The following is a 26,426-nucleotide window of genomic DNA, read 5'->3' as shown; positions in this document are numbered from 1 at the left end:
ACGGGAAGGGGCGGGGTAGGGGAACCAACAGGGGAGGCAAGCCATGCCCGGCAACCACCAAACGTGGGCCACCATCCCAAACCTCATCCGCACGGCGGCCACCCACCACGCCGACCGCGAAGCCGTCGTAGACGGCCGGACCCGGATCACCTACACCGAGCTGGCCCAACGCGTCGACCAGGCCGCAGCCGCCTGCATCGCCTCAGGCACAGAACCCGGCGACCGGGTCGCCATCTGGGCACCGAATACCCTGGACTGGATCGTCGCCGCCCTGGGCGCGGTCACCGCAGGCGGCGTGCTCGTCCCCATCAACACCCGCTTCAAGGGCGCCGAAGCCGCGTACGTACTGGAACGCACCCGCGCCAGGCTGCTGTTCATCACCGGCACCTTCCTGGGTACGTCATACGTGGCGTCCCTGCGCCGGGCGACGGCGGAGGGCGCGCGGCTGCCGCACCTGCGCACCGTGGTGGTCCTCGGGGCCGACGCTCCGCCCGACTTCACCACCTGGCCCGACTTCCTGGCCTCCGGCGCCACCATCTCCGCGAAAGCAGTCCGCACCCGCGCTGCCGCGATCAAGCCGACCGACGCCTCCGACATCACCTTCACCTCGGGGACCACAGGCCACCCCAAGGGCGCCGTCACCACCCATGCGCAGACCCTTCGGGTCTATGACACCTGGAGCGAGCTGACCGGTCTCACGGCGGGCGACCGCTACCTCGTCATCAACCCCTTCTTCCACACCTTCGGCTACAAGGCGGGGATCATCGCCAGCCTCACGCGTGGCGCGACGATAATCCCGCAACCCGTCTTCAACGTGGATACGGCCCTGGCCAATATCGCCGCCGAACGCATCACCGTGCTTCCCGGGCCGCCCACCCTCCACCAGCAGATCCTGGACCACCCGCGCCGGGCCGAGCACGACCTCTCGACCCTCCGCCTGGTGGTCACGGGCGCGGCGGTCGTCCCGCTGCAACTGGTCGAACGCCTCCGCAGCGAACTCAAGATCGCCACGGTCCTCACCGCCTACGGCCTGACCGAGACCACCGGCACGGTCACCATGTGCCGCCAAGGTGACCCACCCGAGGTCGTCTCGGGCACGTCGGGGCGAGCCATCCCGGGCACCGAGGTCAAGGTCGACGCCCCAGCCGGTGAGCCCGGTGAGGTCCTGGTGCGCGGCTATCACGTGATGTCCGGCTACTTCGAGGAGCCCGAGGAGACCGCTCAGGTCATGACGGCGGATGGCTGGCTGCGCACGGGCGACGTCGGCGTGCTGGACGCCGACGGCAACCTCCGTATCACCGACCGGATCAAGGACATGTTCATCGTCGGCGGCTTCAACGCCTATCCGGCTGAGATCGAACAACTGCTCCTGCGTCACCCGGAAGTGGCCGACGCGGCCGTCATCGGCATCCCCGACCCCAGGCTGGGCGAGGTCGGCAAGGCGTATGTGGTCCGCCGCCCGGACGCGGTACTGACGGCCGAGGACGTCATCGCCTGGTCCCGCCGTGAGATGGCCAACTACAAGGTGCCCCGGGAGGTGGAGTTCGTCACTGAGCTGCCGAGGAACGCCAGCGGCAAGGTCCTCAAGACCCAGCTGCGCTCCCGCCCCACCCGCGCTGGGCTCTAAGGTTTGGACCATGGCTTTATCCCGTGAAGAACGTGAACGTTTTCTGGCCGAGCCCCATATCGGCGCACTCGGGGTGGACGGTGGCCCGGGCCGGGGCCCGCTGCTGGTCCCGGTCTGGTACGGCTATGAGCCGGGCGGAGACATCTGGATCGTGACCGGCGCCGACTCCCGCAAGGCCGGGCTGATCCGGGCGGCGGGCCGCTTCTCCCTGCTGGCCGAAACCACCGAGCCGACGGTCCGCTATGTCTCCGCTGAGGGCCCGGTCACCGAGACGAGCGCCGCGACGGAGGACCAGTACCGGGAGATCACGGCCCGCTATCTCTCCGGGGCCGCGTTTGACCGCCATATGGCGATCGCGGAATCCGTATTCGGCGCACAGATCGTCATACGCATGCGCCCAGAGCGCTGGCTCTCGGCGGATCTCGGACCGACCTGACAAGCAACCGATCGGCGCCCTGCACCGTCTTTACCGCTGACCAGAAATCTTCTCCTCAACGGGGCGCTCGACTGTGCGCAGGTGGGCCTTTACCGCCGCCGTCGTTCTGACGGCGGCGGCAGTTCTGCAACAAGTGATGCTCGCCGTCGGCCTCGGCGGCTGGCTGCCGGGCTGGCAGCCCTGGCCGTATCTGCTGGTGGCGGCCCCACTGTGGCTGTACGCCCGGCCGGTGTGGCCTCGGTGGGACTGGCGTCTGCCGGGCTGGCTGCTACGGGTGCCGGTCTGGGCCTACGTCCTGGGCGTACTGGCCCTGACGGCGCTCCTCTGGGCGGCGCTCCAGGACCACGAGCCCTATATGGGCCATGAAGAGGCGGTCTACGCGAACAAGGCCCGTTCCTGGCTCGATGGCACCCCGGACGCGGGCTGGGGGGTTTACCGGCCGCTCGGCCTCTCCGCGCTCGGCTGTCTCGCGCTCGCCATCCACAACGACGTAGGCGCGCTACGCGCCGTAGCCCTCATCCTGGCCCTCTTCACCCTGACGGTGACCTACCTGACCGCCGCCCGCTGGACCACCCCGCGCCGAGCCGTTGTCGTGCTCCTGCTGCTGCTCAGCGGGCTGGGCTTCCTGCGGCGGATGCCGGAGTTCCTGAACGACATCGGGTCGACGGGCCTGCTGCTGATCGCTGTCTATCTGCTGACCCGGGCCCAGGAGGCCCAGGGGCGAGAGGGCTCCCGTGCCCTTCTCGCGCTCCCCTTTGTGGTCCTGGCGGCCTTCTATCTCCGCTATGGCGTCGTCGGCAATCTGGTGGCGATCGCACTCGCGGCCCTGATCGTCTACGGCCCCCGCGCCTGGGCCGCCCACGGCCGTCACCTTGTGATCGGCCTGGGGGTGCTGCTCCTGGGACTGATCCCGCACTTCGTCTACGCGACAAGGGTCGCCGACTGGCCGCTCGGCCTGGTCTTCTCGGCCACCTCACAGGCCAACCGCGCCTTCATCGGCGATGGCTTCCTCTACTACCTGGCGATTTTCCCCTACCGGCTCGCCGGTGATCTGGGCGCGGTCGTGATGACGGCTGGGCTGGTCGCGTCGGTCGCGGCCGTCAGACGCCTCCGGCGCGGCAGCCCCCGTACGAACGACCGCCGCCAGCTCTTCCTCACCACTTCCGCGATCCTCATCTTCATCGTGCTGGGCTTCGCCACCGACGGCGAACCCCGCTTCGTCTATCTCCCGGTCATCCTCCTCATGGTGCTCGGCGTCCAGGCCCTGGCCGACTGGGCGGGCAACTGGTCCGCCCGCCTCCTCACCGCCGTCGCCGCCCTGGCCGCTGTCACCGTCTTCGGCACCGCCCAGTCCGTGGCCCACGGCGCCATGCCGGGCCCCACCCACCAGCACGCCTCGACCCTCCCGGTCGCCCGCTCCCTCACGAACAACGGCCCCTGCCTGCTGGTCACCGGCTACGAGCCGGAGATCGGCTGGTACTCCGGCTGCGACGCGGTCACCTACCAGCAGTACCGCCGCATGACCCCGCCCCCGGACACCAAGGTCTCCCTGATCCTCTTCGAACGCGGCCGCCTACAGCCCGGCCCAGCGGCCCTGCAACGCCTCGTGGGTAACCGCGACACCGAGACCCGCACTGTCCCCACGAAGGGCTCCCTCGGCACCGCCACGGTGATCACGCTGGTGTAGCACGTGCAGCCCTCGGAAACAGCGCTGGGGGCCGAGTCAATGACTCGGCCCCCAGACGACTCCGGCGACGTGGTGAATCAGGTCGAGTGGCCGTCGCTCAGCTGGACGGCAGCCTGGTGGCGGTCAGCGGGTATCACCGTCTTGGAGCCGTCCCGGGGGGCCGAGGTGCCGTGAGCGTCGGAGGCTGTAGCGGGAGTGACGAGAGCGGCAAGGCTACCCATGGCGATAGCGCAGATGGCGAGGCTTTTCTTCGCGCGGGTCATTCCAACTCCTTCGTGTCCAGGGAATTTTGTTACATGATGGGCAAAAACCATCTCTGAAGTTGTCTGGTTGAGCGTTTCGGCTAAATCAGTCGCGGAAACGGTGCTACTCACGCTACGGGCGCCGGGGCAAAAGCAGGGGGTCGGTCACGGCAGCCCCCCTCACAGCCGCCGTTACCGACCCCTGCCTCCCCCGAGGATGTGGCGCTAGGCCTACTTGACGGGCTCGCTGGTGCCGTGGTTGTCCCGCGCGTTGAACTCCCCAGGCTCGTAGGTGCTCTCGTTGTCCTCGGGAGTGAACGTCACGGGCTCGCTGGTTCCGTGGTTGTCAACCAACGGGATCACGCCCGTCTTCGGTTTGGCCTTCTTCTTTGGCTTTTCGTTGGTGGTCATGATGTAGCTCCTTGGGCAGGTGTTCCTCTGACGAGCCCGCCCGGCGACTCCCCCGTGGGTCGCCGGACGGGCATTTTCAGGGCCGCTCGCCCTAGCGGGGCAGCTTCCCCCTCGACCCGCCTGCCCCCCGACGCGACGGATCGACGTTCTTAAGCATGGCGGGGCCCGATAAACGATCGATGAACGTCCAGTAGGCGGGGCTGTTGCTAGGCGGCCACGCTGGGGGAGAGCAGTTCGCGCGTCTCGTCGGCCTCGGCTGAACCGAGCCCTTCAAAGATGGCCAGTGCGTCCTGCCAGCAGGCGCGGGCCCGGTCCGACTGCCCGAGGGCGGCAAGCGCCTTGCCCAGCACGACGAGCACGGTTGCCCGCCGGTATTCGCCGCCGATGAGCCGGAGCGCGATCGCTTGCTCTGCGTGGCTGGCGGCCAGTGAGGCCCTGCCCTCCATCATGTGCGCTTCGGCGATACGGAAGTGGACGACACCTTCCCACCGTGTCTGACGGCTGTCATGGAAGATCCCGAGGGCCTGTGTCAGCTGGCGCAGGCCTTCCGCTGTACGACCGGCATGTGTCAGTGCACAGCCCAGGGTGTACCTGGCGTTCCCCAAACGGAGGGCGATGCCCAAATCGCTGTAGATCGCCACTCCCCGCTCGGCGAACTCAATCGCGCTCTCGTGCTGCCCCAGAGCAGAATGCACACGGGAAAGATTGCAGAGTGCGCTGGCCTCGCCGGGCCGACTGCCGTCCGTGCGGAAGGCATCGATGGCCTGATAAAGGTACGCCTCAGCATCCCGGTACCGGTTCTGGTAGGTGGCGATGATTCCCCGGTCGTTGGGGACGTAGGAACCGGACAGCGGATCGTCGGCGGCCAGCGCGAGCAGCATGGCGTGCTGGGCCTCAGTATCGGCCTGCGGGAACCGGCCAGCCAGGGTGTGCGCGTGCGTCAGCATGTTCCGAGCGCGTGCTTCGGCGCGTGGGTCCCCGGCCCGTTCCGCCGCATCGCGAACGGCGATGGCAGACTGCTCATGCCGCAGCGAGTGGACGCCGGAGTCGGCCAGATCCTTGGCCGCGAACAGCAAGTCCGTTGCGAGGCGCACCGCACCCGCGTCGGCCGATTGCCTGACGCAGGCCAGCAGGCAGTCGGCTTCGCCGAAGAGCCAGTCGAGTGACGCGTCCTGGCTCTCGAAGGCCAGACCGTCGTGCTCGGTGGGGCACAGATGGTCGACGGTCCGGTCGCCCGGGCGGTTCATGGCGAGTACATGTGCCGCCGTCGCCAGGTAGAAGTCGAGAAGACGGGAGAGCGCGGCGTCGCGCTCGCTTGGTGGTTGTTCGTCGCTGTGGGCGCACGCACGCGCGTAGAGGCGGACCAGGTCGTGGTAGCGGTAGCGGCCGGGGGCGGCGGATTCCAGGAGGCTGGTGTCGACCAGGGATTCCAGGAGGTCTTCGGTTGTTTCGGGGGCGCGGTTGAGCATGGCCGCGGCGGCGTGGAGGGAGATGTCGGGGCCGTCGGCGAGGCCGAGGAGGCGGAAGGCGCGGGCCTGCTCGGGGTCGAGCTGGCCATAGCCGAGTTCGAAGGTGGCTTTGACGGCGAGGTCGCCTGCCTGGAGTTCGTCGAGGCGGCGGCGTTCGTCGGCGAGCTTGGTGGCGAGGACGGAGACCGTCCACGTGCGGCGGGCGGCCAGGCGGGCGGCGGCGATGCGGATGGCCAGAGGGAGGAAGCCGCAGGCGCCGACAACATCCATGGCGGCTTCACGTTCGGAGTTGACGCGTTCGGCACCGACGATTTTGGTGAAGAGGGTCATGGCCTCGTCGGGGCTCATGACGTCGAGGTCGACGAGGTGGGCTCCGGCGAGGTCGACCATGCGGGCGCGGCTGGTGATGAGGGCGGCGCAGCCTTCGGTGCCGGGGAGGAGGGGGCGGACCTGGGCGGCGTCGCGGGCGTTGTCGAGGAGGGTGAGGATGCGGCGCCCGGCCAGGAGGGAGCGGTAGAGGGCGGCGCGTTCCTGCACGCTGTCGGGGATGGCGGAGTCGGCGGTGCCCAGCGCGCGGAGGAAGGCACCGAGGACGGCCTCGGGTTCGGCGGGGGTGGCGCTGGCGCCCTGCAGGTCGACGTAGAGCTGGCCGTCGGGGAAGTGGTCGCGGGCGGCGTGGGCGACATGGATGGCCAGGGTGGTTTTGCCGACGCCGCCGATTCCGGCGACGGCGGAGACGGCCATGATGCGGGCTTCGGCGGTGGCGAGCTGATCGCTGAGCTCGGCGACAAAGGCGGCGCGGCCGGTGAAATCCGGGACGGTGGCGGGCAGCTGGTGCGGACGTATGAAGGTGGAAGGGGCCGCGGGCTCCTCCGATGGGGAGGTCAGGGCCTCGTCGGCCTGCAGGATGCGTTGGTGGAGTTCGGCGAGCTCAGGGCAGGGGTCTACGCCCAGTTCATCGGCGAGCAGGCGCCGGGTGTCGGCGTAGACGGCGAGCGCTTCAGCCTGGCGGCCGCTGCGGTAGAGGGCGAGCATCAGCAGCTCGCGCAGGCGTTCGCGGAGTGGGTGGGCCGCGGTCAGGGCCGTGAGCTCGGAGACGGCTTCGGCGTGGCTGCCGACCTGCAGGTCAAGGTCCAGACGGTGTTCGAGGAGGGACAGCCGCCACTCCGTCAGACGGACGCGCTGGGCCTCGGCGTACGGCCCGGGGACCTGGGCCAGCGGCTCGCCGTCCCACAGCGCCAGGGCCTTGTTGTAGAGCTCCCGTGCTCGGCAGCGGTCGCCGGTGCTGGCTGCCTTTTCCGCGTCGGCGGCGAACTGGGCCGCCGTATCGGCGTCGAGCTCGGCGCCGGGCCCGGTCCGTATCGCGTAGCCGCCGGACTCACTGATCAGGGCCTGGGCGCCGAGGACCTTACGCAGCCGGGAGGCATAGGTGCGCAGGGCAGCGAGGGCTTGCTGCGGGGGCTCGTCCCCCCAGAGGCCGTCCACCAGCTCCTGCGCGGTGGCGGTGTGCCCGCCGCGTAGCAGCAGCGCGGCGAGCAGCGCCTTCTGCTGTGGTGAGCCGGTGTTCAGCGGCTCGCTGTCGTGCCAGGCCCGTACGGGCCCGAGCACCGCAAAGCGCAGCCCCCGCCCCGGGTCGGCGACCATGAGTGCCCCCTCCGTCTTCCCTGCCGTCGGTGCCGCATCCCACAGTGTGCCCTGTCCGGGGCGGAAGCGGCAGCTCCGTACCAGCCTCTTGCCGTGTACGCGAGAGCTGACGAAGCGTCAGGTAAGCGCTACGGTAGTCCACATGGAGACCTTCCCCAAGATCATCTCGGTGGATGACCATACGGTTGAGCCGCCCAACGTCTGGCGTGACCGGCTCCCGTCGAAATACCACGACACAGGACCCCGGGTCGTCAGGGCGCCACTGAAGGAAATGACCTTCGTCGGCGGTAAGTTCGCGCCCAGCATGGGTGCGCCCGGTGAGGGCGGACCCATAGCCGACTGGTGGGTTTATGAGGATCTGCACCGACCACTGACACGGCTGGATACCGCCGTCGGCTATGACCGCGATGAGATCCGGCTGGAGGGCATCACCTACGAGCAGATGCGTCCCGGGTCATTCAGCGTGCCGGAGCGGCTGGCGGACATGGACGTCAACCATGTGCAGTCAGCCCTCTGTTTCCCGACCTTCCCGCGCTTTTGCGGGCAGACATTCACCGAGGCCAAGGACCGTGAGCTCGGTCTGCTCGGGGTGCGGGCCTACAACGACTGGATGGTGGAGGAGTGGTGCGGGCCCGAGGCGCGGGGACGGCTGATTCCCCTCACCCTCATCCCGCTGTGGGACGCGGAGCTGGCGGCCGAGGAGGTGCGGCGCAATGCCGCGCGGGGCGTACGGGCCGTCTGCTTCAGCGAGATTCCGCCACATCTGGGGCTGCCGTCGATCCATACCGATGAGTGGGACCCGTTCCTGCGCGCATGCGATGAGACGGGGACGGTGATCGCGATGCATATCGGGTCGTCATCGAGGATGCCGTCGACCTCGGCGGACGCGCCACCGGCGGTGGGATCCACCATCACCTTCGCCAACTGCTGTTTCTCGATGGTGGACTGGCTGATGAGCGGAAAGTTCGACCGCTTCCCCGACTTGAAGATCATGTATGCCGAGGGGCAGATCGGCTGGATCCCCTACGTCCTGGAGCGCGCGGATGTGGTCTGGGAGGAGAACCGAGCCTGGGGCGGCGTCGCCGACAAGGTGCTGCGGCCGCCGTCTGAGCTCTTCGCCGAGCATGTCTACGGCTGCTTCTTCGACGATGCCTTCGGATTGCGGAATATCGATGCGATCGGCGTCGGCAATGTGCTGTACGAGACCGACTATCCGCACTCCGACTCGACCTGGCCCAAGAGCCGGGAGGTCGGTGAGGCCCAGATGGGGCATCTGGCGCCGGAGGTCGTCGAGCGGATCGTACGGGGCAACGCGATCGAGCTGCTCGGGCTGACTGCTGACGGCCTCTGGGCCGGAGCTTGGGCTGGGGCGTAGCCCATGCTGTACGGCATACAGCTGCCGGTGCAGTCGCAGAGCACGCTCTACGCGGAGAGCTGGGAGGCGGAGGCAGGGCCTGCGGATCTGGTGGAGATAGCGCGGGCCGCGGACCGGTTGGGGTTCGGATATATCGCCTGCTGCGATCACATCGCGATACCGAGGCGGCTGGCGGCGGCGATGAGCACGGTCTGGTACGACCCGGTGGCCACGCTGGCGTTCCTGGCCGCCGCGACGGAGCGGGTGCGGCTGCTGAGCCATGTCGCGGTGGCGGGGCTGCGGCATCCACTGATCACCGCCAAGCAGTACGCCACGCTGGACCATCTCTCCGGCGGGCGGCTGATCCTGGGAGTCGGGGCCGGACATGTGCGGGAGGAGTTCGAGGCGTTGGGCGTGGACTTCTCCCGGCGCGGGGCGATTCTCGACGAGACCATTGACGCGCTGAAGGCGGCGCTGGGGGAGGCGGAGTTCCCGGAGTTCTCAGGGGAACGCTTCACCTTCGGCGGGCTGGGCCAGCGGCCACGTCCGGCGCAGACCCCACGGCCGCCGATCTGGGTGGGTGGCTCCTCACCCGCCGCCATCCGGCGGGCGGCCCGGCACGGTGACGGCTGGCTGCCGCAGGGGGACCCCAGGGGTGAGCTTCCGGGGCAGATCGAGCGGCTGCGGCGGCTCAGGGGGGAGCGGGGTGGGCCGTTCACCATCGGCGCCATCGCCGAGCCGCTGTATGTGGGGGAGCCGGGGTGGGACGTCGGCCGGTTCACGGTCAGCGGCAGGCCGGAGACGGTCGCCGAGTCGTTGCGGGCGTATCGGGCGATGGGGGTTCAGCAGCTACAGGTGCGGTTCCGTAGCCGGAGTGGGGAGGAACTGGCTGACCAGATGGCGGCGTTCGCGGCGGAGGTGGCGCCGCGGCTGGGTGAGTAGGGGTGGGTTTCCTTCGATGCCTCCCTTTCGCGGCGGTGCCGGTGTGCGGCTCCGCCGCGAAGGGGAGGCATCGCCCCGGGTGCGGGGGGCTGCGGGTGGTTCCCCAATTCCCGCCCCTTCCCGAAATCCGGGGCTTTGCCCCGGGCCCCGGGGTTGGGCGGGTGCGGGACGGTGGCCGGGTGTTGTGCCCACCCGTTCCGCCCTGCGGAACGACTGCCCACAACACGAATCGGGGGCAGCCCCCGGCAGGGAGGAGTGGGTGATGGGGAAGTTGGATGGGCGGGTCGTCATTATCAGTGGGGCGGCGCGGGGGCAGGGTGAGCAGGAGGCCCGGCTCTTCGCCGCCGAAGGCGCGAACGTGCTGCTCGGGGATGTGCTGGATGAGCAAGGCGCGGCAGTGGCCAGGGAGATTGGCCCGGATGTCGCTCGGTACATACGGCTGGACGTGGGACGGGAGGAGGACTGGGCGGCGGCGGTGCAGGCCGCCAGCGATGCCTTCGGGAAGGTCGACGGGCTGGTCAACAACGCGGGGATAGTGCGCTTCAACGCCCTGGCAAGCACCCCGCTGGAGGAGTTCGAGCAGGTCGTACGGGTCAACCAGACCGGCTGCTTCCTCGGGATGCGGGCGGCCGCGCCAGAGCTGGCGGCGGCCGGCGGCGGCACGATCGTCAATGTGTCGTCCTACGCCGCACTGAGCGGCATGGCGTATCTGACCTCGTACGCGGCCACCAAGGCGGCCATCGTCGGAATGACCCGCGTCGCGTCGATGGAGCTGGCAGGTAAGGGAATCCGGGTCAATGCCATCTGCCCGGGAGCGATCGATACACCGATGACCCATCCGGAGGAGGGCGCGGACACGGGCGCGGACGCGGGCGCGCTGGCGGAGTTCTATGCTCAGCTCATTCCGATGGGGCGTATCGGCCGGGCGGATGAGGTGGCGAGGCTCGCCCTCTTTCTGTCCTCGGAGGACTCCTCCTACATCACAGGGCAGCCCTTTGTGATCGACGGCGGCTGGCTGTCCGGCGTCAGCTATTGACGCCGGACAACTCCCACAGGACGAGTGCCCCACTGCCCAGCAACGTGAGCAGGACAACTCCAGCGGTCGCCGAGAGTCCGCGTCCGCCCCGCTTTACGGCAGCGAACATGCCGACAGAGTAGCCAGTCAAGGCAGCCACCGCGGGACCGAGCAGGAGCAGGGGGACGCCTCCGGCCCGCATGCCGACGCAGGCGAACACAGCACACATCAGCCCAATGATGAGCGTGACCGGACGGGTCACGAACCCTTCCCCGGCACGGAGCCGTGAGGCGATGACGGATGCGGTACGGATGTTGGTGAAGCAGTAGGAGGCCGCGAGGATCACCACCGCACCCGCCAGGACGTACTGCGACCAGGCGGGCAGCCGGTCCGCTTCGCCGTACGAGCCGCTCATGCGCTGGTGGACCACCGCGATCCCGAGGTAGACACCGGCCACCGCGACCGTGCCGAACAGCACTCCCCCGATGATGTGGGAGCGCCTGGCTCGCATACCGGGGACGGCCGTGGTGACCGTTTCCCAGCCGACCCCGGCGAAGAACAGCACAGCGACAGCCGTCCAGAAGCCGCCAGATTCCAGCGTGCCAGGCGGCCCCAGCGGGGAACCGTCTTCGGCGGCGATGGGCCAGCCCGCTGCGGCACAGGCCATGGCCAGCGCACCGGTGGCCCAAGGGCGGATACGGAGCAGCAGTGGTGCCGGGCGCACGCCGGCCAGGGCCAGGCCGAGCGCTGTGGCGAGAATACCCAGAGCGAGCAGCAGACCGTTGGCGTTGGCCGGTTGCAGACGACCGCCCGAGGCCGCGGCGAGAGCGTAGCTGGCGGCGAACCACGCGATGGCCGCCTGCCCCGCGGTGAAGGCCACCGCGAACACCCCGTCGATCGACCGTGCCGCCCAGGTCCCCAGCAGCTCCCCCATGCTGACGGACAGGGGAGCCGGACGGGCACCCTGCCGTACCAGCAGAGCGAGCACCAGGGCTACCGCACCGCCCAGCAGCAGGTGGAACCCCCAGGCCCATGGGGTCAGAGAGCCCGCCAGACCCAGGACGACGGGCGGCATGACCAGCATGCCCGCGCCGAGTACCCCTCGCGTGACCGCGCCGCCAATGGTTTTCACGGCCCCGGCCGGTGCGGCGGTGTCACTGCCTTCGGTGGCAGCTGTGGGCGCTAAAGGGGTACGGGAGATCACGCCGTCGGCCCGGGCGGCAGCGGGTAACCGTAGTGGATCCAGGATGACTTACTGCCCGGCGCAGGTGCCTCCGTGAGGAAGCGGTCATACAGCGCCTGGCCGGACCGGTTGTCGGGTGCGGTCTCCCAGTTGAGGCTGGGGTACCCGCGTTCAGCGGCGGCGCGCGCTGCCGCACGCATGAGTTCCGCACCCACCCCGTTCTCTCTTCCGCCGCGGAAGTCCGGATGCACATACAGGTCGTTGAGCAGGGCGACCGTGGTGGCCTGTGTTGATGTCCTGGTCCAGTACAGGGTGACGAAGCCGACCACCCGGTCACCGGCTCGGGCCGACAACTGCAGCCCATACGTATCGTCGTCCAGCAGCTCACCGAAGAACTTCCGATTGCGTGCCTCATCGGGTTCGCAGCCGTAAAAACGCTGGTATTCGGCGATCAAGGGGAGTACCTGCTCAAAGCTGGCGCTGTTCACCCGGTCGATGTCGTACTGCACGTTGTTTTCCCTCTGCCTTGGTCCTGCCGACGCGTTCATATACCGGCGATCACTGTTTCTGCGATCCGGCGCCCGGCCTCGGGGGCGACCTTCACCCCGCCGCCGTTCCAGCCCCGTACTGACCACACACCCGCTACCTCGGTCGGCTCGCAGAGTTCTCCGGTGTCGCAGTATCCGTCCACTGTACGGAGAATCGCCGCCCGTTCAGCCTCCGCGACCCAGGGCAGATACGGGGTCACCGTCTTGGCGGTGAGTTCCGCGTGCCTGGTGTCCGGTTCCGCGTAGCCGCGTCCGGGCTCCTCGTCCCAGACCAGATGAGGCAGGCCGATCACCGACCGGTTATCACCGACTGGCTTGCCATAGGCTCCCGTACGCAGGTCAATGAATGTCCCGTGGGCTGATTCCGCCGGGTCCCGCAGCACAACGCTCACCTGGATGGACCGGCTGCGCACTGGGTGCTGCCGATGGGCCCCGGCCAGCGGCTGAGCGGCCCAGGCTCCCGCCGCCACTACCACCGACCGGGCCAGGATTTCCCCGGCCCCGGTGTGCACCCGGCAGCGGCCGTCATCCTTCTCGATCCCCAGCACCCGCACTCGGTAGTGCAGTGAGGCGCCACGGGAACATGCCTGGCGCAGCCAGTCATCGGTCACCGTGACCGCGGGAACATAGCCGCCCCGCTGCTCGGCCAGCGCGATACCACCGTCCAAATGGACGCCCAGATATGGGGAATCCGTGATGACCTGAGCTGACGGACCCAGCTGCGCGGCGGACTCGCGCAGTAGCTGCTCCATCGCCGGATCCTGAATCGTCAGCGCGCACACCGAGTGCAGTGGCGACCGCCGCGACTGCCACTGTGCCGGGTCCTGGTAGGTGTCCAGGCTCAGCTGAGCGAGTTCCGCGACGACGGGGTCAGGATCGTAAGCACGCACCATGCCACCGGAGAGACCGGTGGCACCCGCGCCGGTGCGCGATGCCTGCTCCAGTACGACGACACTCCTGCCCCGCAGCGTCAGCTGGTGGGCGATGGAAGCGCCGATGATCCCCGCCCCTACGACCACGATGTCGGCTTCCGAGGGCAGTGCGCCGGCACGCACCGACGCCCCCATCACGGGTTTCCCCGGACCGCGGCGAATTCCGGCGGGCCGCACTCAGTCCCAGGGGGCAGGAACGACCAGGACTCTTCGCGCTCAGGAGTGCCGGGCAGTCCCAGCCAGCTCCAGACATCCTGTGCCAGCCCGGGGATGACCGGCCAGGCCAGAGCGGCGAAGACCTTGGCCGCGAGGTATTCCAGGGCGAGACTGGTCCGCGCCTCCTCCCCCTGTGAGGGAACCCGGCGCAGATCGGTCTCGGTCGCCCGGAAGTCAGTCGTCCGGTGCAACAGCGAGTCCAGCAGCGTGATATAGCCGTGGGCACTGAACGCTGCCGGGATCAGGAGACCGTCGAGCTGCTGGGTGAGGGAATTGAGGTAGCGGTAGAACTCCCGGTGGGCATCCGTCCACGCCCCTGTTCCGGGCACGCCGGTTCCGAACTCCTCCTGCACGGTGGCAAATCCAGTCAGCCACTCCCGGTATCCGGCATAGAGCGGGTCTCCGGCCAGCGACTCGGCGTCGTCTCGGGCGATCCGGGTGATCCGCCCTTCGGGGGCGCGGCGCAGCAGGGCCAGTCGCACCGCATCCGGGCCGTTGGCCGCGAGGGCGTCGTCCGCCCAGACCGCGTGTTTCCTGCTGGTGGAGAACTTCTCCTCGTCGAGGTGCAGGAACTTGTTGGTGACGAAGGCGGTGGGCAGGCAGTCCTCGAGTCCGGCCGCGAAGGCCAGTACGGGCAGAAGGACCGCGTAGTAGTAGCTGTTGTCGTATCCCAGGAAGAGGGTGATCTCGGCTGGTCCGTCCGCCTTCTCGGCGTGAGCCGCGTCCAGGAACGTCAGCGCGAGGTCCACCCAGGGGTCAACAGACTGTGTCCCCTCCTCTTGCTCCTCTTGCGTTGCGACGCCCCAGTCCGTCGTACGGGTCAGCCGGTAACCCGGCAGCCCACCGGGGGAGTCGAGGAGATTCTCGACCAAGGTCCGGAGGTCAGGGGTAGCGGCAGCCTGTGTGAGGTAGTCGCGCAGCCGGTCCGCGTAGTGGTTCATGTCCAGCCAGAGGCCTTCTTCGGTTCTGACCGTGGCGGCGTTACCGCAGATCCGGCAGCTCAGTCCGGTCAGGTCCCGGGCCTCGTTGGGCCGGCCGCACGCTTCGCAGATCTCGCCGTCGCTGGGGGCCGCACAGCTGGGGCAGTGGCCCCGGGCGAATGCCTGGTACAAGGAGAGATCACACTGGGCGCAGTAGGCGGTTTCCCGGTCCTGCGTGGTGACCGCGGGTGACTCGAGCAGCCGGGCGAAGAGTTCTCTGATCCTGCTGGTGTGATCGGGGTTCAGGGTGGGCCGGGTCGCACGGTCACACCGCACACCGGCTGCGTGGAGCGTGGCGAGGACGCCGTCGCCTTCCTTGCCGGCCACTCTGGCGGGGTCGCTCCCGGTGAGTGCGGCGGCAACCGCGACATAGGACTGGTAGTCGTCAGTGCCGGTGATGTAGCGGGCGCCGCGGCCCATCGTGCGCAGTGCGCGGGCGAACATATCGGCACGGACATACGGTCCTGCTAAATGCCCGAGGTGCAGTCCGCCGTTCGGTGTCGGTGGTGGACAGAACACCAGGGCCCGCTCGGGCAGTTCAGCCCGGGGAGATATTTTGTCCAGCGCTGCTACGGCGGCGGGAATGTTCTCCCAGAAGATCGAGACGATATCGAATGGCTCATCGGATTCGTTGCGGATCTCGTGGAAGGAGAACGGGGAGAGGTGAACGACCTCGCGGGGTCCGAATTCCTGCTCCTCCTCGCCGAGGACAACAACGGCCTTGCCGCTCAGGACGATGAACATTTCCCCGTCCTGGTGAGCATGTCTCTTGGATGTCGTATGCGGAGGTACGCTTCCGAATACCGAGCCAAACGGAAGGCCGGGTATGTCCGTGGACGCCAGCATGGGCTGCAGATACATTTCGTAGGACCAGCTCATGCTGTCGCGGTCAAAAGCACGCGTGATCAAGTGAAACCCCCGTTTGTGCTGAGTTGGCTGTAATTCGATGAGAAGGGGTCCTGCTATTCCCGGGCCGCGGAGCTGCCGATTCTCGCTGGCCGAGTCGGTGAGCCCTCCGCGGTGAACGGGTGATGGAAGTTGAACGCGTCGGGGGTGGGGCCGCTGTCGTGCAGAAGCTCCAGCCGACGGCATGCGTCATCCCAGGTCGGTACCGAATCGTCCGCGACCCACCAGGCCGCGTACGTGGGCCACTCGGGTTTGACGAACCACTCATGCCGACGTCGCAGAGTGGACCGGTGCAGCCCTGAATAGACAAAGGTGAAGACTGATTCGAGGTCCTGCCACAGGGACAGGGTGGAGGCGCGGCTGTCGGTGTCTGTCGTCCGGCCGCCCGTGTAGAAGCGGGGAACGGAGAAGGCGCCCCAAACTCCCCAGTCACGCTCGAAGTTGCTGAGATCTTCGTTGTCGTCGACTGCCTTGGCGCGGTCGATGAAGCCAGAACTGCCCTCTGCCTCATCGAAGGTCGGCGGGGTCAGGTCATCGAATTCCTGAACCTCTGGGTTGCCATAAGGCCTCTTCAGTACGGCGAACGTCGTGAACGCTACCCGTGCCATTTCTCCATCCCCCATTGTTCAGAGTCGGCCCGTTGATCAGCCCGAGGCCCCGCGCTGCGGCTGACTGCGGTGTCCCACCGTAGCCATGATGCGTCAACCAGCGTCAACGGGATTATCACTGACGTGATGTATACAACACTGGCTTGATGTAGTGACAGATGAACGCCGTGCATCCGCCGCATGAGGAGACATCGCGCCGCAGGTCAGAGTCGCAGCGCGAGGTGTCACCGTCCTCCCCGGGGGACAGATTTTAGTTCCGTCAACAGGGAAATTCGCCATGTACTCGGCTTGGTCAGGCTCTTGTGAGGCTCTGCGCCATGGTCCTATGCTGCTGGAGCTGTTGGGCTCTCATGTTGATGAGACCCAGCTCGTTTAGGGGGAGGTCATGGTGCGGGGCGTGCGGCTGCTGTGGGCACGGGAGTCATCCTCGGCACAGACCACGCCTCTGGCGTGGTGCGAATTGAAGCTATGATCGAGAACGGTTTGTGACGGCTGGGGAAACGCATCGCCGCTGGAGCAGCGCGGCCCCACTGACCGTCGGTCCAGGGATTGCTGCCTCACATAGCCCCTGTACCCACCCACCCTTAACGCGACAGGCGGAAGCACTTCAGGTATGGGTCGACCCCCAGGGTGCCGGCTTGAGAACGGGGATTTGCATGCGTGTTTATGACATATTGGGGATTGGGTTCGGACCGGCCAACATTGCATTAGCTATTGCTCTGGAGGAGCAGGAGCCCGGCGTGAGCGCACGGTTCCTGGAGGCTCGTACGGAACCGGCTTGGCAGCCGGGCATGCTGCTGGACGGCTCGGACATCCAGAACAACCCGAGCCGCGATCTCGTTTCCCTTCGCAACCCCAGAAGCCACTACTCCTTCCTCAACTACCTCTTCGAGGAAGGCAGGCTGATTGAGCATCTGAACCTGCCCATCGAGTTTCCGCTGCGCAAGGAGTACGCCCGGTACATCACCTGGGTGGCGCGCCAGTTCGACGAGGTCGTGGACTACGGCCGACGTGCGGAGCAGGTCCGGCTCATCCAGCATGATGGCGAAGCGCTGTACGAAGTCACCACAGCGTGCGGCGGTGTGTACCTTGGCCGCTCCCTGGTGGTTGCCCCCGGGCGTGCGCCCTATCTCCCGGAGCCCTTCGACAGTGCTGCCAGCCGCCGGGTGTTCCACCTGACGGACTACTTGTTCCGGCTTGAGGAGTTCACCACTCACGGCGCACCGGAGTCCGTCGCCGTGGTGGGCGGCAGCCAGAGCGCCGCGGAACTGACCCTGGACCTGGCCCGCCGGTTCCCCAGGACCCGGGTGCGCAATCTGGTACGCAGCTACAGCCTGCGGCTCAAGGACACCAGCCCCTTCAGTGAGGAGGGCTACTTTCCGGCCTTCACTGAGTACTACCACCGGGCCACGGCCGAGGGCAGGCGCCGCCTCGATGCCTATATGCACGGCACCAACTACTCCAGCGTCGACGCCGATGTCCTCAAAGAGCTGTACCTGCTCATCTACGAACAGCGGCTGGACGGTGACCAGAAGGTGCATGTCGATGGAAACCGGCTGGTCACCGCGGTGCGGGAGCAAGGCGACAAGGTGGTGCTGGAGATTGAGGAGCGGAATACCGCTCTGACCGAGTCCGACACCTTCGATCTGGTCGTCGTGGCCACGGGTTTCCGTGACCTCGGCCCTGGGCCTGACCAGGAGCCGTACCCGCCGGTGCTGGAGGACATCGTCGGCCACTTCCGCACCGAGGAGTCCGGCGAGCTGTACGTCGCGGCGGACTACGCGCTTGAGCCCCGGGACAGCGGCTCCGACTGTCCGCCGGTCCTGCTCAACGGTCTGTGCGAGTCCTCCCACGGTATCGGTGACGCGGGCTCGTTCAGCCTGTTGTCGCTGCGTGCCGGGACCATCCTGGACGGCCTGCTCAAGCGGGGAACATTCGCGGCCCCGGCTCATGCCAGCTGAGGAAGGACAGGAAACCGTGGCCAATGAAGTAACCACCGCGGAGCCGGTACTGCTGGTCATCGGCATCGGCAGCCAGAAGGACCGGGACAGCCGCCCCTACCGGGAGTATCTGCTCTCCGCCGCGGCACAGCGCTTCCCTGTCTGGCTGTTCGACTCGGATGAGCCCAGCTGGCAGCGGGAGTACATCGTCGGGGCGACCGCGCTCGACTGCTACGACGGGCAGACCTTGGCTGACGGGGCCCGTGAACTGGCCGCGAGCCGCCCGGTCATCGGCATGTTCTGCCCCGATGAGGGCATTCTGCTGTCGGCTGCGTACGCGGCCGAAGCTCTTGGGCTCGACGGCCTCTCGGTGGAATCTGCCCGTGCTTGCCGGGACAAGAAGATCTCCCGTGCCCTGCTGACCGAGGCCGGTATCGCTCAGCCACAGTTCCGTACCGTGCGCTCGACCGAAGAAGCATTGCGTGCCGCTGAGGAACTCCAGTACCCGGTGGTGCTGAAACCCCGCACCCTGGGTTCCAGCTCAGGCGTGGTGATGGCCAACGGGCCGGCGGACATGGCGGCGGCGTTCGCCGCTACCAGCTCCGCCGCCTATCCGGGGGTGTACGTCCCGGATGACTATGTGATCGAGCAGTATCTGGACGGCCCGGAGGTGAGCATCGACGGTGCCGTCTTCGACGGCGAATACACACCCATGTTCATCGGGCGCAAGCAGGTGGCCGGGGCTCCCTATTTTGTGGAGACCGGGCACCTGGTGTCCGCTGATGACCCCCTGCTGGATGACCCGCGCATCATGACCATGCTGGCCGATGCGCACAAAGCCCTGGGCATTACGCACGGTACGACACACAGCGAGGTCAAGCTGACCTCACGGGGTCCGGTCATCGTCGAGGTGAACGGGCGGCTCGGCGGGGACCTCATTCCGTATCTGGGCAAGCTTGCCACCGGCATCGATCCAGGCCGTGTGGCGGTGGATGTGCTCACCGGGGTGAAGCCGGACTTCAGCTCCGACCGGGCCAGGACCCTCGGTATCCGCTTCTTCGCGCCGACGGTGGACTGCCGGGTTCGCGAGATCACCATCGGCGACACGGCGGGGATGCGAGGCATCGTCCAGGCCACCGCGATGGTCCAGCCCGGAACGGAGCTTCGCTGCCCGCCCGCCGAATATGTCTCCCGGTATGCCTTTGTGATCGCTGAAGGCAGGGATGAGGAGGAGTGCCGTACCCGGCTGGCCGAGGCGGAGCAGCTGGCCTCCCTCGATTACGAACCTCTGGAGGAGAGGGATGACCACGGCTAATCCAGCCGACCCGGCAGATCCGGCCGATCCGGCTGCTTTGGACGACGACGCGGAGGGCCCTGGCCACCGGGGCTTCCGGGGCATCCCCCGACCCATCCTCACCGTTTCCATCAGCGTCTTCCTCAACCGGGTCGGTGGGTTCTTCGCGATCTTCCTGACCCTGATCCTTGCCGATCGGGGTTATGACGCCAACCAGATCACTGTGGGTCTGATCGTGGTTGCCGTGTCCGGCATGGGCGGAGCCGGGATGTCAGGCTGGGTGGCCGACCGGATCGGGCCGCGTCGGACGCTGCTGCTGACTACGCTGCTCACCTCGGCCTTCTCGGTCGCTCTCGTCGGGATTCGCAGCTATCTGGGGACCCTGGTGTTCGCCGGTCTGATGGCAGCCGTGGTACAGGGCTTCAGCCCGGTGGCGCAGGCCGTGGTGGGGGAGGCCGCCCATCCGGCGCGACGGGTGACGATGTTCGCGGTCTACCGGACAGCGCTGAACATCGGTGTCGCCCTCGGTGCGCTCCTGGGTGGACTCTGGGCGTCAAGCAATATGGAAACGCTGCTGTGGGGCAACGCCGCGGTGGGTGCGGCCTCCGCGGCCCTGCTGCTGACCTTGCCGAAGGACCCACCCCGGCAGCGCGTGCAACGGCGCGGTGCGCCAGGGACCAGCGAGCCCAGCAAGCGCGTTGAACGGCGGGTGCTTCTCGCGGACCCGCAGTTCCTCATGACGTGCGTGCTGCTCGGCAGCGTGTCCCTGGTCTACGCGCAGCACACCGGCCCGCTGCCGCTGGCGATGAAGGAGAACGGCTTCAGCACCACCGCCTTCGGTCTGCTGCTCACCATGAACGCGGTGCTGGTCATCCTCTGTGAGATACCGCTCTCCATGGTGGTACGGAAATTCACCCCGCAGATCCCCATCGTATTGGGCGCTGTGTGTGTCTTCGGCGGATTCGTGGTCAACGCGACGGCTGTTGTGTGGCCGGTTCTGATCGGCGGCGTACTTCTGTGGACGCTCGGGGAGATGCTGATCTCTCCGGTGGCAGCGGCAGCCGCGACCGAGGCCGCTCCCCAGGGCGCCGGTGCCCGGTATCAGTCGTTTCTGGGCTTCTGCCAGACCACCGGAATGTCCCTGGGCCCGGCCACCGGTGTCTTCTTGTACGGCTTGGGCCCGCAAGTGCCCTGGCTGGCCAGCGGTGCCCTGGGCTGTGTGGTCACCGTGCTGCTTTTCCGGCTGTTGTCCAGGACCTCCTCCCGTGGCGGAGCCGAGAAGGTGTCTGCCTGATCCCTGCCTGATGCCCCGTCAGCTATTGACGGTCCATGCGGTCGGTGCGACAGTCAGTCGCACCGCGATCTGACGGTACGTCAGCCACCCGTCAGAAGCGCAGGGGCAGGCCACCGATCAGAGGGAGTGAACCGCCTTGGAATTCGGGCTCTTTGTGCAGGGGTATGTGCCCGCCGCACGGGCGAGGACCGACCCTCAGGCCGAGCACAACGCATTGATGGAGGAGACCCAGTACGTCATCCAGGCGGACAGGTCGGGCTTCAAGTACGCCTGGGCCTCTGAGCACCACTTCCTGGAGGAGTACTCCCATCTGTCCGCGAACGATGTCTTCCTCGGCTATCTGGCCCACGCGACCGAGCGCATTCACCTCGGCTCCGGCATCTTCAACCCACTGCCGCAGGTCAACCACCCGGTGAAGGTCGCCGAGAAGGTCGCGATGCTCGACCACCTCTCCGGTGGCCGCTTTGAGTTCGGATCGGGGCGGGGTGCCGGGAGCCACGAGATCCTGGGGTTCCTGCCGGGCGTAACCGATATGAACCACACCAAGGAGATCTGGGAAGAGACCATCGCCGAGTTCCCCAAGATGTGGCTCCAGGACGAGTACCCGGGATTCAAGGGCAAGCACTGGTCACTCCCGCCCCGCAAGGTGCTGCCCAAGCCATACCGGGGCTCGCACCCCGGGATGTGGTACGCGGCGGGATCGCCGCCCTCGTACGCGATGGCCGCCAGAAAGGGGCTGGGCGTGCTGGGCTTCAGCGTGCAGAAGGTCAGTGACATGGAGTGGGTCGTCGACTCCTACAAGACGGCCATCACCGAAGCCGAGCCCATCGGCGGCTACGTCAACGACAACGTCATGGTGACCTCGACCGCGATCTGTGCCGAGACGACGGACAAGGCCCGGCAGATCGCGGTGAACGGCGGCCTGAACTACCTCCAGTCGCTGCTCTTCCGCTACCACGACACCTTCCCCCGCCCGGAGGGCATCCCGGAGTGGCCGGAGCTGATCCCGGAGTACACCGAGGAGCTCATCGACCTGCTGATCGCCGAGGAGTTCATGATCTGCGGCAACCCGGACGAGGTGCTGCGGCAGTGCAAGCGCTGGGAGCAGGCCGGGGCCGACCAGCTCTGCTTCGGGCTGCCGGTGGGGATCGGCTACGGGGACACCATGAACACCATCAAGCTCATCGGCGAACACGTCATCCCGAAGATTGACACGGACCCGGTTCACCGGACGACGCGTTTCCGGGAGGCCGCCAGTGCTTGACCATCTCATCGAGCGCGCCACGGTCGTGGACGGCACGGGCGCACCCGCGTACCCCGCCGACATCGGCATCCGTGACGGCCGTATCGCGGTCATCGCCGCACCCGGAACCACCCACGAGGAAGCGCTCAGCAGCCAGAACGCGGAAGGGCTGGTCCTCACCCCGGGCTTTGTCGACCCGCACACCCACTACGACGCCCAGCTCTTCTGGGACCCGTACGCCACCCCGTCGATGAACCACGGCGTCACCACCGTGGCCGGCGGCAACTGCGGCTTCACCCTCGCACCCCTCAACCCCGCCCGCCCCCAGGACGCCGACTACACCCGCCGGATGATGTCCAAGGTCGAAGGCATGTCCCTGGTGGCCCTGGAGGAAGGCGCGCCCTGGAGCTGGCACAGCTTCGGCGAGTATCTGGACGCGCTGGAGGGCCGTATCGCCGTCAATGCGGGCTTCATGGTGGGCCACTGCGCACTGCGCCGGTACGTCATGGGCGAGAACGCGATTGGCGGCCAGCCGACTCAGGCCCAGCTGACCGACATGCTGAACCTCTGCCACGAGGCGATGGACGCGGGCGCCTGGGGCCTGTCCACCACCCAGTCGTCCACCCACGCGGACGGCGACGGCAAGCCGGTCGCCTCGCGGCACGCGGAGCCCGATGAGCTGCTGGCGCTGTCCCGGGCCGTCGCCGAACACGAGGGCACCCAGCTGGAGGCGATCGTCTCCGGGTGCCTGGACCACTTCTCGGACGACGAGATCGATCTCTTCGTGGAGATGAGCGCCGCCGCCGGACGCCCGCTCAACTGGAATGTCCTCACCATCGACGCCGCCGTCCCGGAACGGGTGCCGCGCCAGCTCCTGCCCAGCGAACGGGCCCGCGAGGCGGGTGCCCGGATCGTCGCGCTCACCATGCCGATCCTCACCCCGATGAACATGTCCCTGGGCACCTTCTGTGCGCTGAACCTCATCCCGGGCTGGGGCGAGGTGCTGGGCCTGCCCGTCCCCGAGCGGATCACGCGGCTCCGCGACCCTGCCGTACGGGCGGAGATGCTGCGCCGGGCGGACAGCAAGGAAGCCGGGATCTTCCGGCGCCTGGCCCGCTTCGACCGGTACGTGATCGGCGACACCTACTCGGCGGCGAACAAGGGTCTGACCGGCCGCGTGGTCCGCGACATCGCCGCCGAACGCGGCCAGGACGCCTTCGCGTGCCTGGTCGACATCTGCGCGAACGACGACCTCCGCACCGTGCTGTGGCCCATGCCGCCCGACAACGACCCCGCCAGCTGGGAGCTGCGCCGGCAGACCTGGGAACACGAGGACGTCCTGCTCGGCGGCTCCGACGCGGGCGCCCACCTGGACCGTATGTGCGGCGCCCCGTACACCACCCGCTTCCTGGGCGACTGCCTGCGCGGCCGGAAACTGGTGGGCCTGGAACAGGCCGTGAAGATGCTCACCGACGACCCCGCCCGCCTCTTCGGCCTCCGCGAGCGCGGCCGGATCGCCAAGGGCTACCACGCCGACCTGGTCCTCTTCGACCCGGACCGGATCGACGCGGGCCCGGCAAAACTGGTCCACGACCTGCCGGGCGACAGCCCCCGCCTGGACTCCGAAGCGGTCGGTGTCGTCGGCGTCTGGGTCAACGGCACCGAGACGATCCGCGACGACAAGGTCACGGGCGCCACCCCCGGCACGGTCCTCCGCTCCGGCCGCGACACGGAAACGGTCAGCACGCGCTAATACGTCAGCGGACCGTCACCCTGGCGTCCAACGCCCCGCTCTGACCGTTCAGGCCGGAGCCACCGGCCGATGCTGAGTGACGGCGCGTGCTCGTTCGTAGACGGCCTTGGCTGTGCGGTTGTTCAGGTGAGGTCGGAGCAGGGTGAGTACGGAACGGATGCGGTCGTCGGCGCGCGCGGACTGGACCTGTGGGTAGTCATCCAGGGCGAGGTCAAACGTCGCACAGCCCGCCTCCAGGTGACCCGCGCTCAGCTGGCGTTCGGCCAGCAGACCGCGCATCCTCACGCGAGTTCGCCGGTAGAAGCTGTCACGAACCTTGTCGGATTGCTGCATGGCAGCGACCGCTCCGCCTGTATCGCCTAGCTCGTAACGCACCTGGCTGATGTGGTAGTTCAGCGCGGCCGGGTCGTACGAGCCGAACGCCTTCTCCCGGGACTCCGCCCGGTCCATCGCTGTCTCGGCCTCACGGATATACCGCAGCGCCATGCGCCGGTCGCCGGTCTGAGCCGCCGCGTGTGCCTGCTGTCCGGTGAGGAAGGCCCGCATCCTCGGCCCCGCCTGCGGCGAGGCAGCGGCAGCGGCGTTGGCCAGTTCCAGGGACTTCGTCCCGTGTCCCAGGTCGACGGCCTGCACGCTCATGCCGCGTAGCGTGGTGCAGTAGGTGAGGTAATCCTCTGCCGCGCCGGAAAGCTCCAGCGCCTTGAGGTAGTAGCGCTGGGCCAGCCCGTGTTGCCCCTCGTCCACGGCCATATAGCCGGTTAGGTAACACAGGTCCGATGCGGCGGACAGCATGGACTTCCGTACGCTCTCCGGTGCGTCCGCCCGCAGATACGCAGCCACCGTATTCACCATGAACGCCGCCGCCATCGGCCGAGCGTGCCGCCCACCGAACTGATCGTCGAGCTCAGAAATACGCTCGGTCATGGCGGTGACCGTGTCCACTTCGCTCTCACCGATACGGCGTGTACGGCCGCTCTGGACCGCCTCTGCCCGGCCCACCACATCCGGCCAGCCGGGGATGGTGAGGGCTACCGAGAACAGTCCCGCACCGAGGACGGTTCTGCGCGAGGGATCCATGTCCCACCTCCCCAGATCGACGAGACCTCCCACAATATTCGTGCCCATGGGGCCGCTCTGTGTACTCAGCCCCAACGGGAAGCCCGCCTCGGCCTCAGTGACCGGTCTGCTCAGCCCGGTGAACGACACCCCGGCCGCCGGTGGTTGCCGGTCAGCTGAGCCAGACCGGGTTCGTCATCGCGGCCATTGCGCCCGGGAGGCCGCCAGTGCCGTCCGGGTGGCGGATCTCGGCTCGTACGTACGTTGCCAGCGACGGGGTTGTCTGCCACTCCAGCGGGGTGCTTGCCGGGCCGGAGCGGAGTTGGCCCTGGTCGGTCAGGAGCCGGGCCGTGGCGTTGGCTGGGGCGCCGGTGGCCTCCAGGCGGACGGTCACCCTGGCGTCCGGGCGGCGGGTGTGCAGTCGGTCGCCGATGGTGGCGTGGTTGCCGTGCTCGTCCGACGCGGTGAGGGTGAGGGAGAGGGCCGAGGACTGGGTGAGGTAGCTGCGGCCCGCCCGGATCGCGTCGAGGATGGCGGAACGGGTCAAGTCCTCCGCGTAGACCACTGTCTGGGGCAGGCCGACCACTTGTGGTTCGCGGTGCGCGTCGCTGTTGCCCAGCGCGGGCAGCCATCGCCCCGGCTCCTCGACCAGCATGTTGTCCCAGGCGGCCAGGGTCAGCTCATCGTCCGGCGTCCATGGACCGTTCCAGAGCTCGACCGCGTCCGAGCCCTCGTACCCGAACTTCCACTGGCAGCCGACGAACGGGCAGTTGGGGTGCGCGGGCACCACCAGGCCGCCCCCTCGGTGAATACGCCGCACATAGCGGCGGTACGCGTCGTCCCGGGCCCGGTACCGCCAGTCCACGAACACCCCCGGGTCCGTGCCCAGCGCCAGATAGTGGCCGTTGCGTGTGGTTACCTCCTCGCCGCAGAGGATCAGGAGATCGTCGCCCCAGAGGCCATCCCACGCGGCGTGCCCCGATGTTGTGTTGTGCTCCGTCGTCGCGATGAAGTCCAGCCCCGCCGCGCGGGCCGCGACCGCGACCTCCTCCGGCGTACGCTGGCCGTCCGAGTGGACGGTGTGCAGATGGCAGTCCCCCCGGTACCAAGCCCGCCCGCGTCCCTCAGCCCGCTCCGGTGGGTAAACCGGCTTCGGGGTCCGGCCCTGCTTGCCGTACCGGAGGGTGATGGTGACCTCGTACGTCATGCCTTGCGGCGCCACTGTGTACGGCCCCAGCACCACATGCCACGTCCCGGCCCGTATGGGCCCCGCCAGATACCCGGGTGTGGCCCGTTCCGCGCTCACTGTGAACTCCGTACGGAAGCCGCCCGACCACCCCCGGAAGCCGCGTCCCGGCAGCTCCGTGCCGCGTTCGTCGAAGATGCCGATGTCCAGGGCGTTACCCGGGGTGCCCGGCGGGACCTCGGGCTTGTCGTAGGTGTACGAAACCGCGATCTCGCGCACCCCGCGCGGGACCTCAATGGGCAGATAGACGAAGTCCGGGGCGCCGGTGGGCAGCGTGCCACGGACCGTCCTCACCGCTGCGTGGGCGAAGCTCACAGTACTGAGCGTAAGCGCGCTCGCCGCCCCCGCAACCGCCGACAGCTTGAGCACATCGCGTCTGTCCATACAAGACACCGTTGTA

General features: G+C 67.9%; 21 protein-coding genes. 11 read left to right on the top strand and 10 right to left on the bottom strand.

Annotated elements, in window-relative coordinates:
• Positions 1-43 precede the first annotated feature (43 nt).
• The 3 genes from test1122_RS09865 to test1122_RS09855 all read left to right on the top strand — a co-directional run bounded on the left by test1122_RS09865 (position 44) and on the right by test1122_RS09855 (position 3,750).
• Positions 44-1,627, top strand: a complete 1,584-nt coding sequence (locus test1122_RS09865; protein WP_232268787.1) for a FadD3 family acyl-CoA ligase — start codon at positions 44-46, stop codon at positions 1,625-1,627.
• Between the two features lie 10 nt (positions 1,628-1,637).
• Positions 1,638-2,063, top strand: coding sequence for a pyridoxamine 5'-phosphate oxidase family protein (locus tag test1122_RS09860; protein ID WP_232268786.1), 426 nt, complete (start codon positions 1,638-1,640; stop codon positions 2,061-2,063).
• Between the two features lie 73 nt (positions 2,064-2,136).
• Positions 2,137-3,750: a glycosyltransferase family 39 protein gene (locus test1122_RS09855; protein WP_232268785.1), complete on the top strand. Its 1,614-nt coding sequence runs from the start codon at positions 2,137-2,139 to the stop codon at positions 3,748-3,750.
• A 77-nt stretch (positions 3,751-3,827) separates the two neighbouring features.
• Here the strand turns inward: test1122_RS09855 and test1122_RS09850 are convergent, their stop codons facing one another.
• From test1122_RS09850 to afsR, 3 genes are all read right to left on the bottom strand, one after another.
• The gene (locus test1122_RS09850) at positions 3,828-4,013 is read right to left on the bottom strand and encodes a hypothetical protein (protein ID WP_232268784.1); all 186 of its coding nucleotides are present in this window, start codon (positions 4,011-4,013) and stop codon (positions 3,828-3,830) included.
• A gap of 210 nt (positions 4,014-4,223) precedes the next feature.
• Positions 4,224-4,403 carry a hypothetical protein gene (locus test1122_RS09845; RefSeq protein WP_232268783.1) on the bottom strand — a complete coding sequence of 60 codons (180 nt, stop codon included), beginning with the start codon at positions 4,401-4,403 and terminating at the stop codon, positions 4,224-4,226.
• Positions 4,404-4,609: 206 nt separating this feature from the next.
• Positions 4,610-7,516 (bottom strand): SARP-family global regulator AfsR, encoded by a 2,907-nt coding sequence (afsR, locus tag test1122_RS09840; protein ID WP_232268782.1) that lies wholly within the window; start codon positions 7,514-7,516, stop codon positions 4,610-4,612.
• 142 nt (positions 7,517-7,658) lie between these two features.
• Between afsR and test1122_RS09835 the strand changes: the two genes are divergently transcribed.
• From test1122_RS09835 to test1122_RS09825, 3 genes are all read left to right on the top strand, one after another.
• On the top strand, positions 7,659-8,891 hold the full coding sequence (locus test1122_RS09835) for an amidohydrolase family protein (RefSeq protein ID WP_232268781.1): 1,233 nt from the start codon (positions 7,659-7,661) through the stop codon (positions 8,889-8,891).
• 3 nt (positions 8,892-8,894) lie between these two features.
• Entirely contained in the window at positions 8,895-9,812 is a 918-nt protein-coding gene (locus test1122_RS09830; protein WP_232268780.1) for a TIGR03619 family F420-dependent LLM class oxidoreductase, read from the top strand.
• Between the two features lie 262 nt (positions 9,813-10,074).
• Positions 10,075-10,848, top strand: a complete 774-nt coding sequence (locus test1122_RS09825) for an SDR family NAD(P)-dependent oxidoreductase (RefSeq protein WP_232268779.1) — start codon at positions 10,075-10,077, stop codon at positions 10,846-10,848.
• On the opposite strand, the gene test1122_RS09820 is transcribed toward test1122_RS09825, so the two are convergent.
• The 5 genes from test1122_RS09820 to test1122_RS09800 all read right to left on the bottom strand — a co-directional run bounded on the left by test1122_RS09820 (position 10,838) and on the right by test1122_RS09800 (position 16,200).
• Positions 10,838-11,959: an amino acid:polyamine antiporter gene (locus test1122_RS09820; RefSeq protein ID WP_232268778.1), complete on the bottom strand. Its 1,122-nt coding sequence runs from the start codon at positions 11,957-11,959 to the stop codon at positions 10,838-10,840. The two genes, test1122_RS09825 and test1122_RS09820, sit on opposite strands and share 11 nt — an antisense overlap.
• 68 nt (positions 11,960-12,027) lie before the next feature.
• Complete coding sequence (locus test1122_RS09815; RefSeq protein WP_232268777.1) at positions 12,028-12,519, bottom strand: GNAT family N-acetyltransferase; 492 nt, start codon at positions 12,517-12,519, stop codon at positions 12,028-12,030.
• Positions 12,520-12,554: 35 nt separating this feature from the next.
• Complete coding sequence (locus test1122_RS09810; protein WP_232268776.1) at positions 12,555-13,613, bottom strand: NAD(P)/FAD-dependent oxidoreductase; 1,059 nt, start codon at positions 13,611-13,613, stop codon at positions 12,555-12,557.
• A gap of 11 nt (positions 13,614-13,624) precedes the next feature.
• A complete protein-coding gene (locus test1122_RS09805) occupies positions 13,625-15,532 on the bottom strand; it encodes a class I tRNA ligase family protein (RefSeq protein ID WP_277879897.1) in 1,908 nt (635 codons plus the stop codon).
• A gap of 116 nt (positions 15,533-15,648) precedes the next feature.
• Complete coding sequence (locus test1122_RS09800; protein WP_232268774.1) at positions 15,649-16,200, bottom strand: DUF3291 domain-containing protein; 552 nt, start codon at positions 16,198-16,200, stop codon at positions 15,649-15,651.
• 656 nt (positions 16,201-16,856) lie between these two features.
• On the opposite strand from test1122_RS09800, the gene test1122_RS09795 reads away from it, so the two are divergent.
• The 5 genes from test1122_RS09795 to test1122_RS09775 all read left to right on the top strand — a co-directional run bounded on the left by test1122_RS09795 (position 16,857) and on the right by test1122_RS09775 (position 23,724).
• A complete protein-coding gene (locus tag test1122_RS09795; protein WP_232268773.1) occupies positions 16,857-18,161 on the top strand; it encodes a lysine N(6)-hydroxylase/L-ornithine N(5)-oxygenase family protein in 1,305 nt (434 codons plus the stop codon).
• Positions 18,162-18,177: 16 nt separating this feature from the next.
• A complete protein-coding gene (locus tag test1122_RS09790) occupies positions 18,178-19,455 on the top strand; it encodes an ATP-grasp domain-containing protein (protein WP_232268772.1) in 1,278 nt (425 codons plus the stop codon).
• Complete coding sequence (locus tag test1122_RS09785; RefSeq protein ID WP_232268771.1) at positions 19,442-20,728, top strand: MFS transporter; 1,287 nt, start codon at positions 19,442-19,444, stop codon at positions 20,726-20,728. Before test1122_RS09790 ends, test1122_RS09785 begins: the two co-directional genes overlap by 14 nt.
• Before the next feature lie 136 nt (positions 20,729-20,864).
• Positions 20,865-21,992 carry an LLM class flavin-dependent oxidoreductase gene (locus test1122_RS09780; RefSeq protein WP_232268770.1) on the top strand — a complete coding sequence of 376 codons (1,128 nt, stop codon included), beginning with the start codon at positions 20,865-20,867 and terminating at the stop codon, positions 21,990-21,992.
• Positions 21,985-23,724, top strand: a complete 1,740-nt coding sequence (locus tag test1122_RS09775; RefSeq protein ID WP_232268769.1) for an N-acyl-D-amino-acid deacylase family protein — start codon at positions 21,985-21,987, stop codon at positions 23,722-23,724. Before test1122_RS09780 ends, test1122_RS09775 begins: the two co-directional genes overlap by 8 nt.
• Positions 23,725-23,772: 48 nt before the next feature.
• Here the strand turns inward: test1122_RS09775 and test1122_RS09770 are convergent, their stop codons facing one another.
• Positions 23,773-24,849 (bottom strand): NsdA family TPR-like regulatory protein, encoded by a 1,077-nt coding sequence (locus tag test1122_RS09770; protein WP_422396958.1) that lies wholly within the window; start codon positions 24,847-24,849, stop codon positions 23,773-23,775.
• 103 nt (positions 24,850-24,952) lie between these two features.
• Positions 24,953-26,410, bottom strand: coding sequence for a CehA/McbA family metallohydrolase (locus tag test1122_RS09765; protein ID WP_232268768.1), 1,458 nt, complete (start codon positions 26,408-26,410; stop codon positions 24,953-24,955).
• Positions 26,411-26,426 lie beyond the last annotated feature (16 nt).

Origin of the sequence: Streptomyces gobiensis, from assembly GCF_021216675.1 — a bacterium.
In the GTDB taxonomy this organism is placed as follows: Bacteria; Actinomycetota; Actinomycetes; order Streptomycetales; family Streptomycetaceae; genus Streptomyces; species Streptomyces gobiensis.
The sequence above is the reverse complement of the archived record's forward strand: the minus strand, read 5'-3'. Positions and strand labels throughout refer to the sequence as shown.

Excerpts from the sequence above, each read along its gene's own strand:
- test1122_RS09865 (WP_232268787.1), top strand. The coding sequence starts at position 44 with ATGCCCGGCAACCACCAAACGTGGGCCACCATCCCAAACCTCATCCGC.
- test1122_RS09860 (WP_232268786.1), top strand. The coding sequence starts at position 1,638 with ATGGCTTTATCCCGTGAAGAACGTGAACGTTTTCTGGCCGAGCCCCAT.
- test1122_RS09850 (WP_232268784.1), bottom strand. The coding sequence starts at position 4,013 with ATGACCCGCGCGAAGAAAAGCCTCGCCATCTGCGCTATCGCCATGGGT.
- test1122_RS09845 (WP_232268783.1), bottom strand. The coding sequence starts at position 4,403 with ATGACCACCAACGAAAAGCCAAAGAAGAAGGCCAAACCGAAGACGGGC.
- afsR (WP_232268782.1), bottom strand. The coding sequence starts at position 7,516 with ATGGTCGCCGACCCGGGGCGGGGGCTGCGCTTTGCGGTGCTCGGGCCC.
- test1122_RS09835 (WP_232268781.1), top strand. The coding sequence starts at position 7,659 with ATGGAGACCTTCCCCAAGATCATCTCGGTGGATGACCATACGGTTGAG.
- test1122_RS09830 (WP_232268780.1), top strand. The coding sequence starts at position 8,895 with ATGCTGTACGGCATACAGCTGCCGGTGCAGTCGCAGAGCACGCTCTAC.
- test1122_RS09825 (WP_232268779.1), top strand. The coding sequence starts at position 10,075 with ATGGGGAAGTTGGATGGGCGGGTCGTCATTATCAGTGGGGCGGCGCGG.
- test1122_RS09805 (WP_277879897.1), bottom strand. The coding sequence starts at position 15,532 with ATGCTGGCGTCCACGGACATACCCGGCCTTCCGTTTGGCTCGGTATTC.
- test1122_RS09800 (WP_232268774.1), bottom strand. The coding sequence starts at position 16,200 with ATGGCACGGGTAGCGTTCACGACGTTCGCCGTACTGAAGAGGCCTTAT.
- test1122_RS09795 (WP_232268773.1), top strand. The coding sequence starts at position 16,857 with ATGCGTGTTTATGACATATTGGGGATTGGGTTCGGACCGGCCAACATT.
- test1122_RS09785 (WP_232268771.1), top strand. The coding sequence starts at position 19,442 with ATGACCACGGCTAATCCAGCCGACCCGGCAGATCCGGCCGATCCGGCT.
- test1122_RS09770 (WP_422396958.1), bottom strand. The coding sequence starts at position 24,849 with ATGGGCACGAATATTGTGGGAGGTCTCGTCGATCTGGGGAGGTGGGAC.
- test1122_RS09765 (WP_232268768.1), bottom strand. The coding sequence starts at position 26,410 with ATGGACAGACGCGATGTGCTCAAGCTGTCGGCGGTTGCGGGGGCGGCG.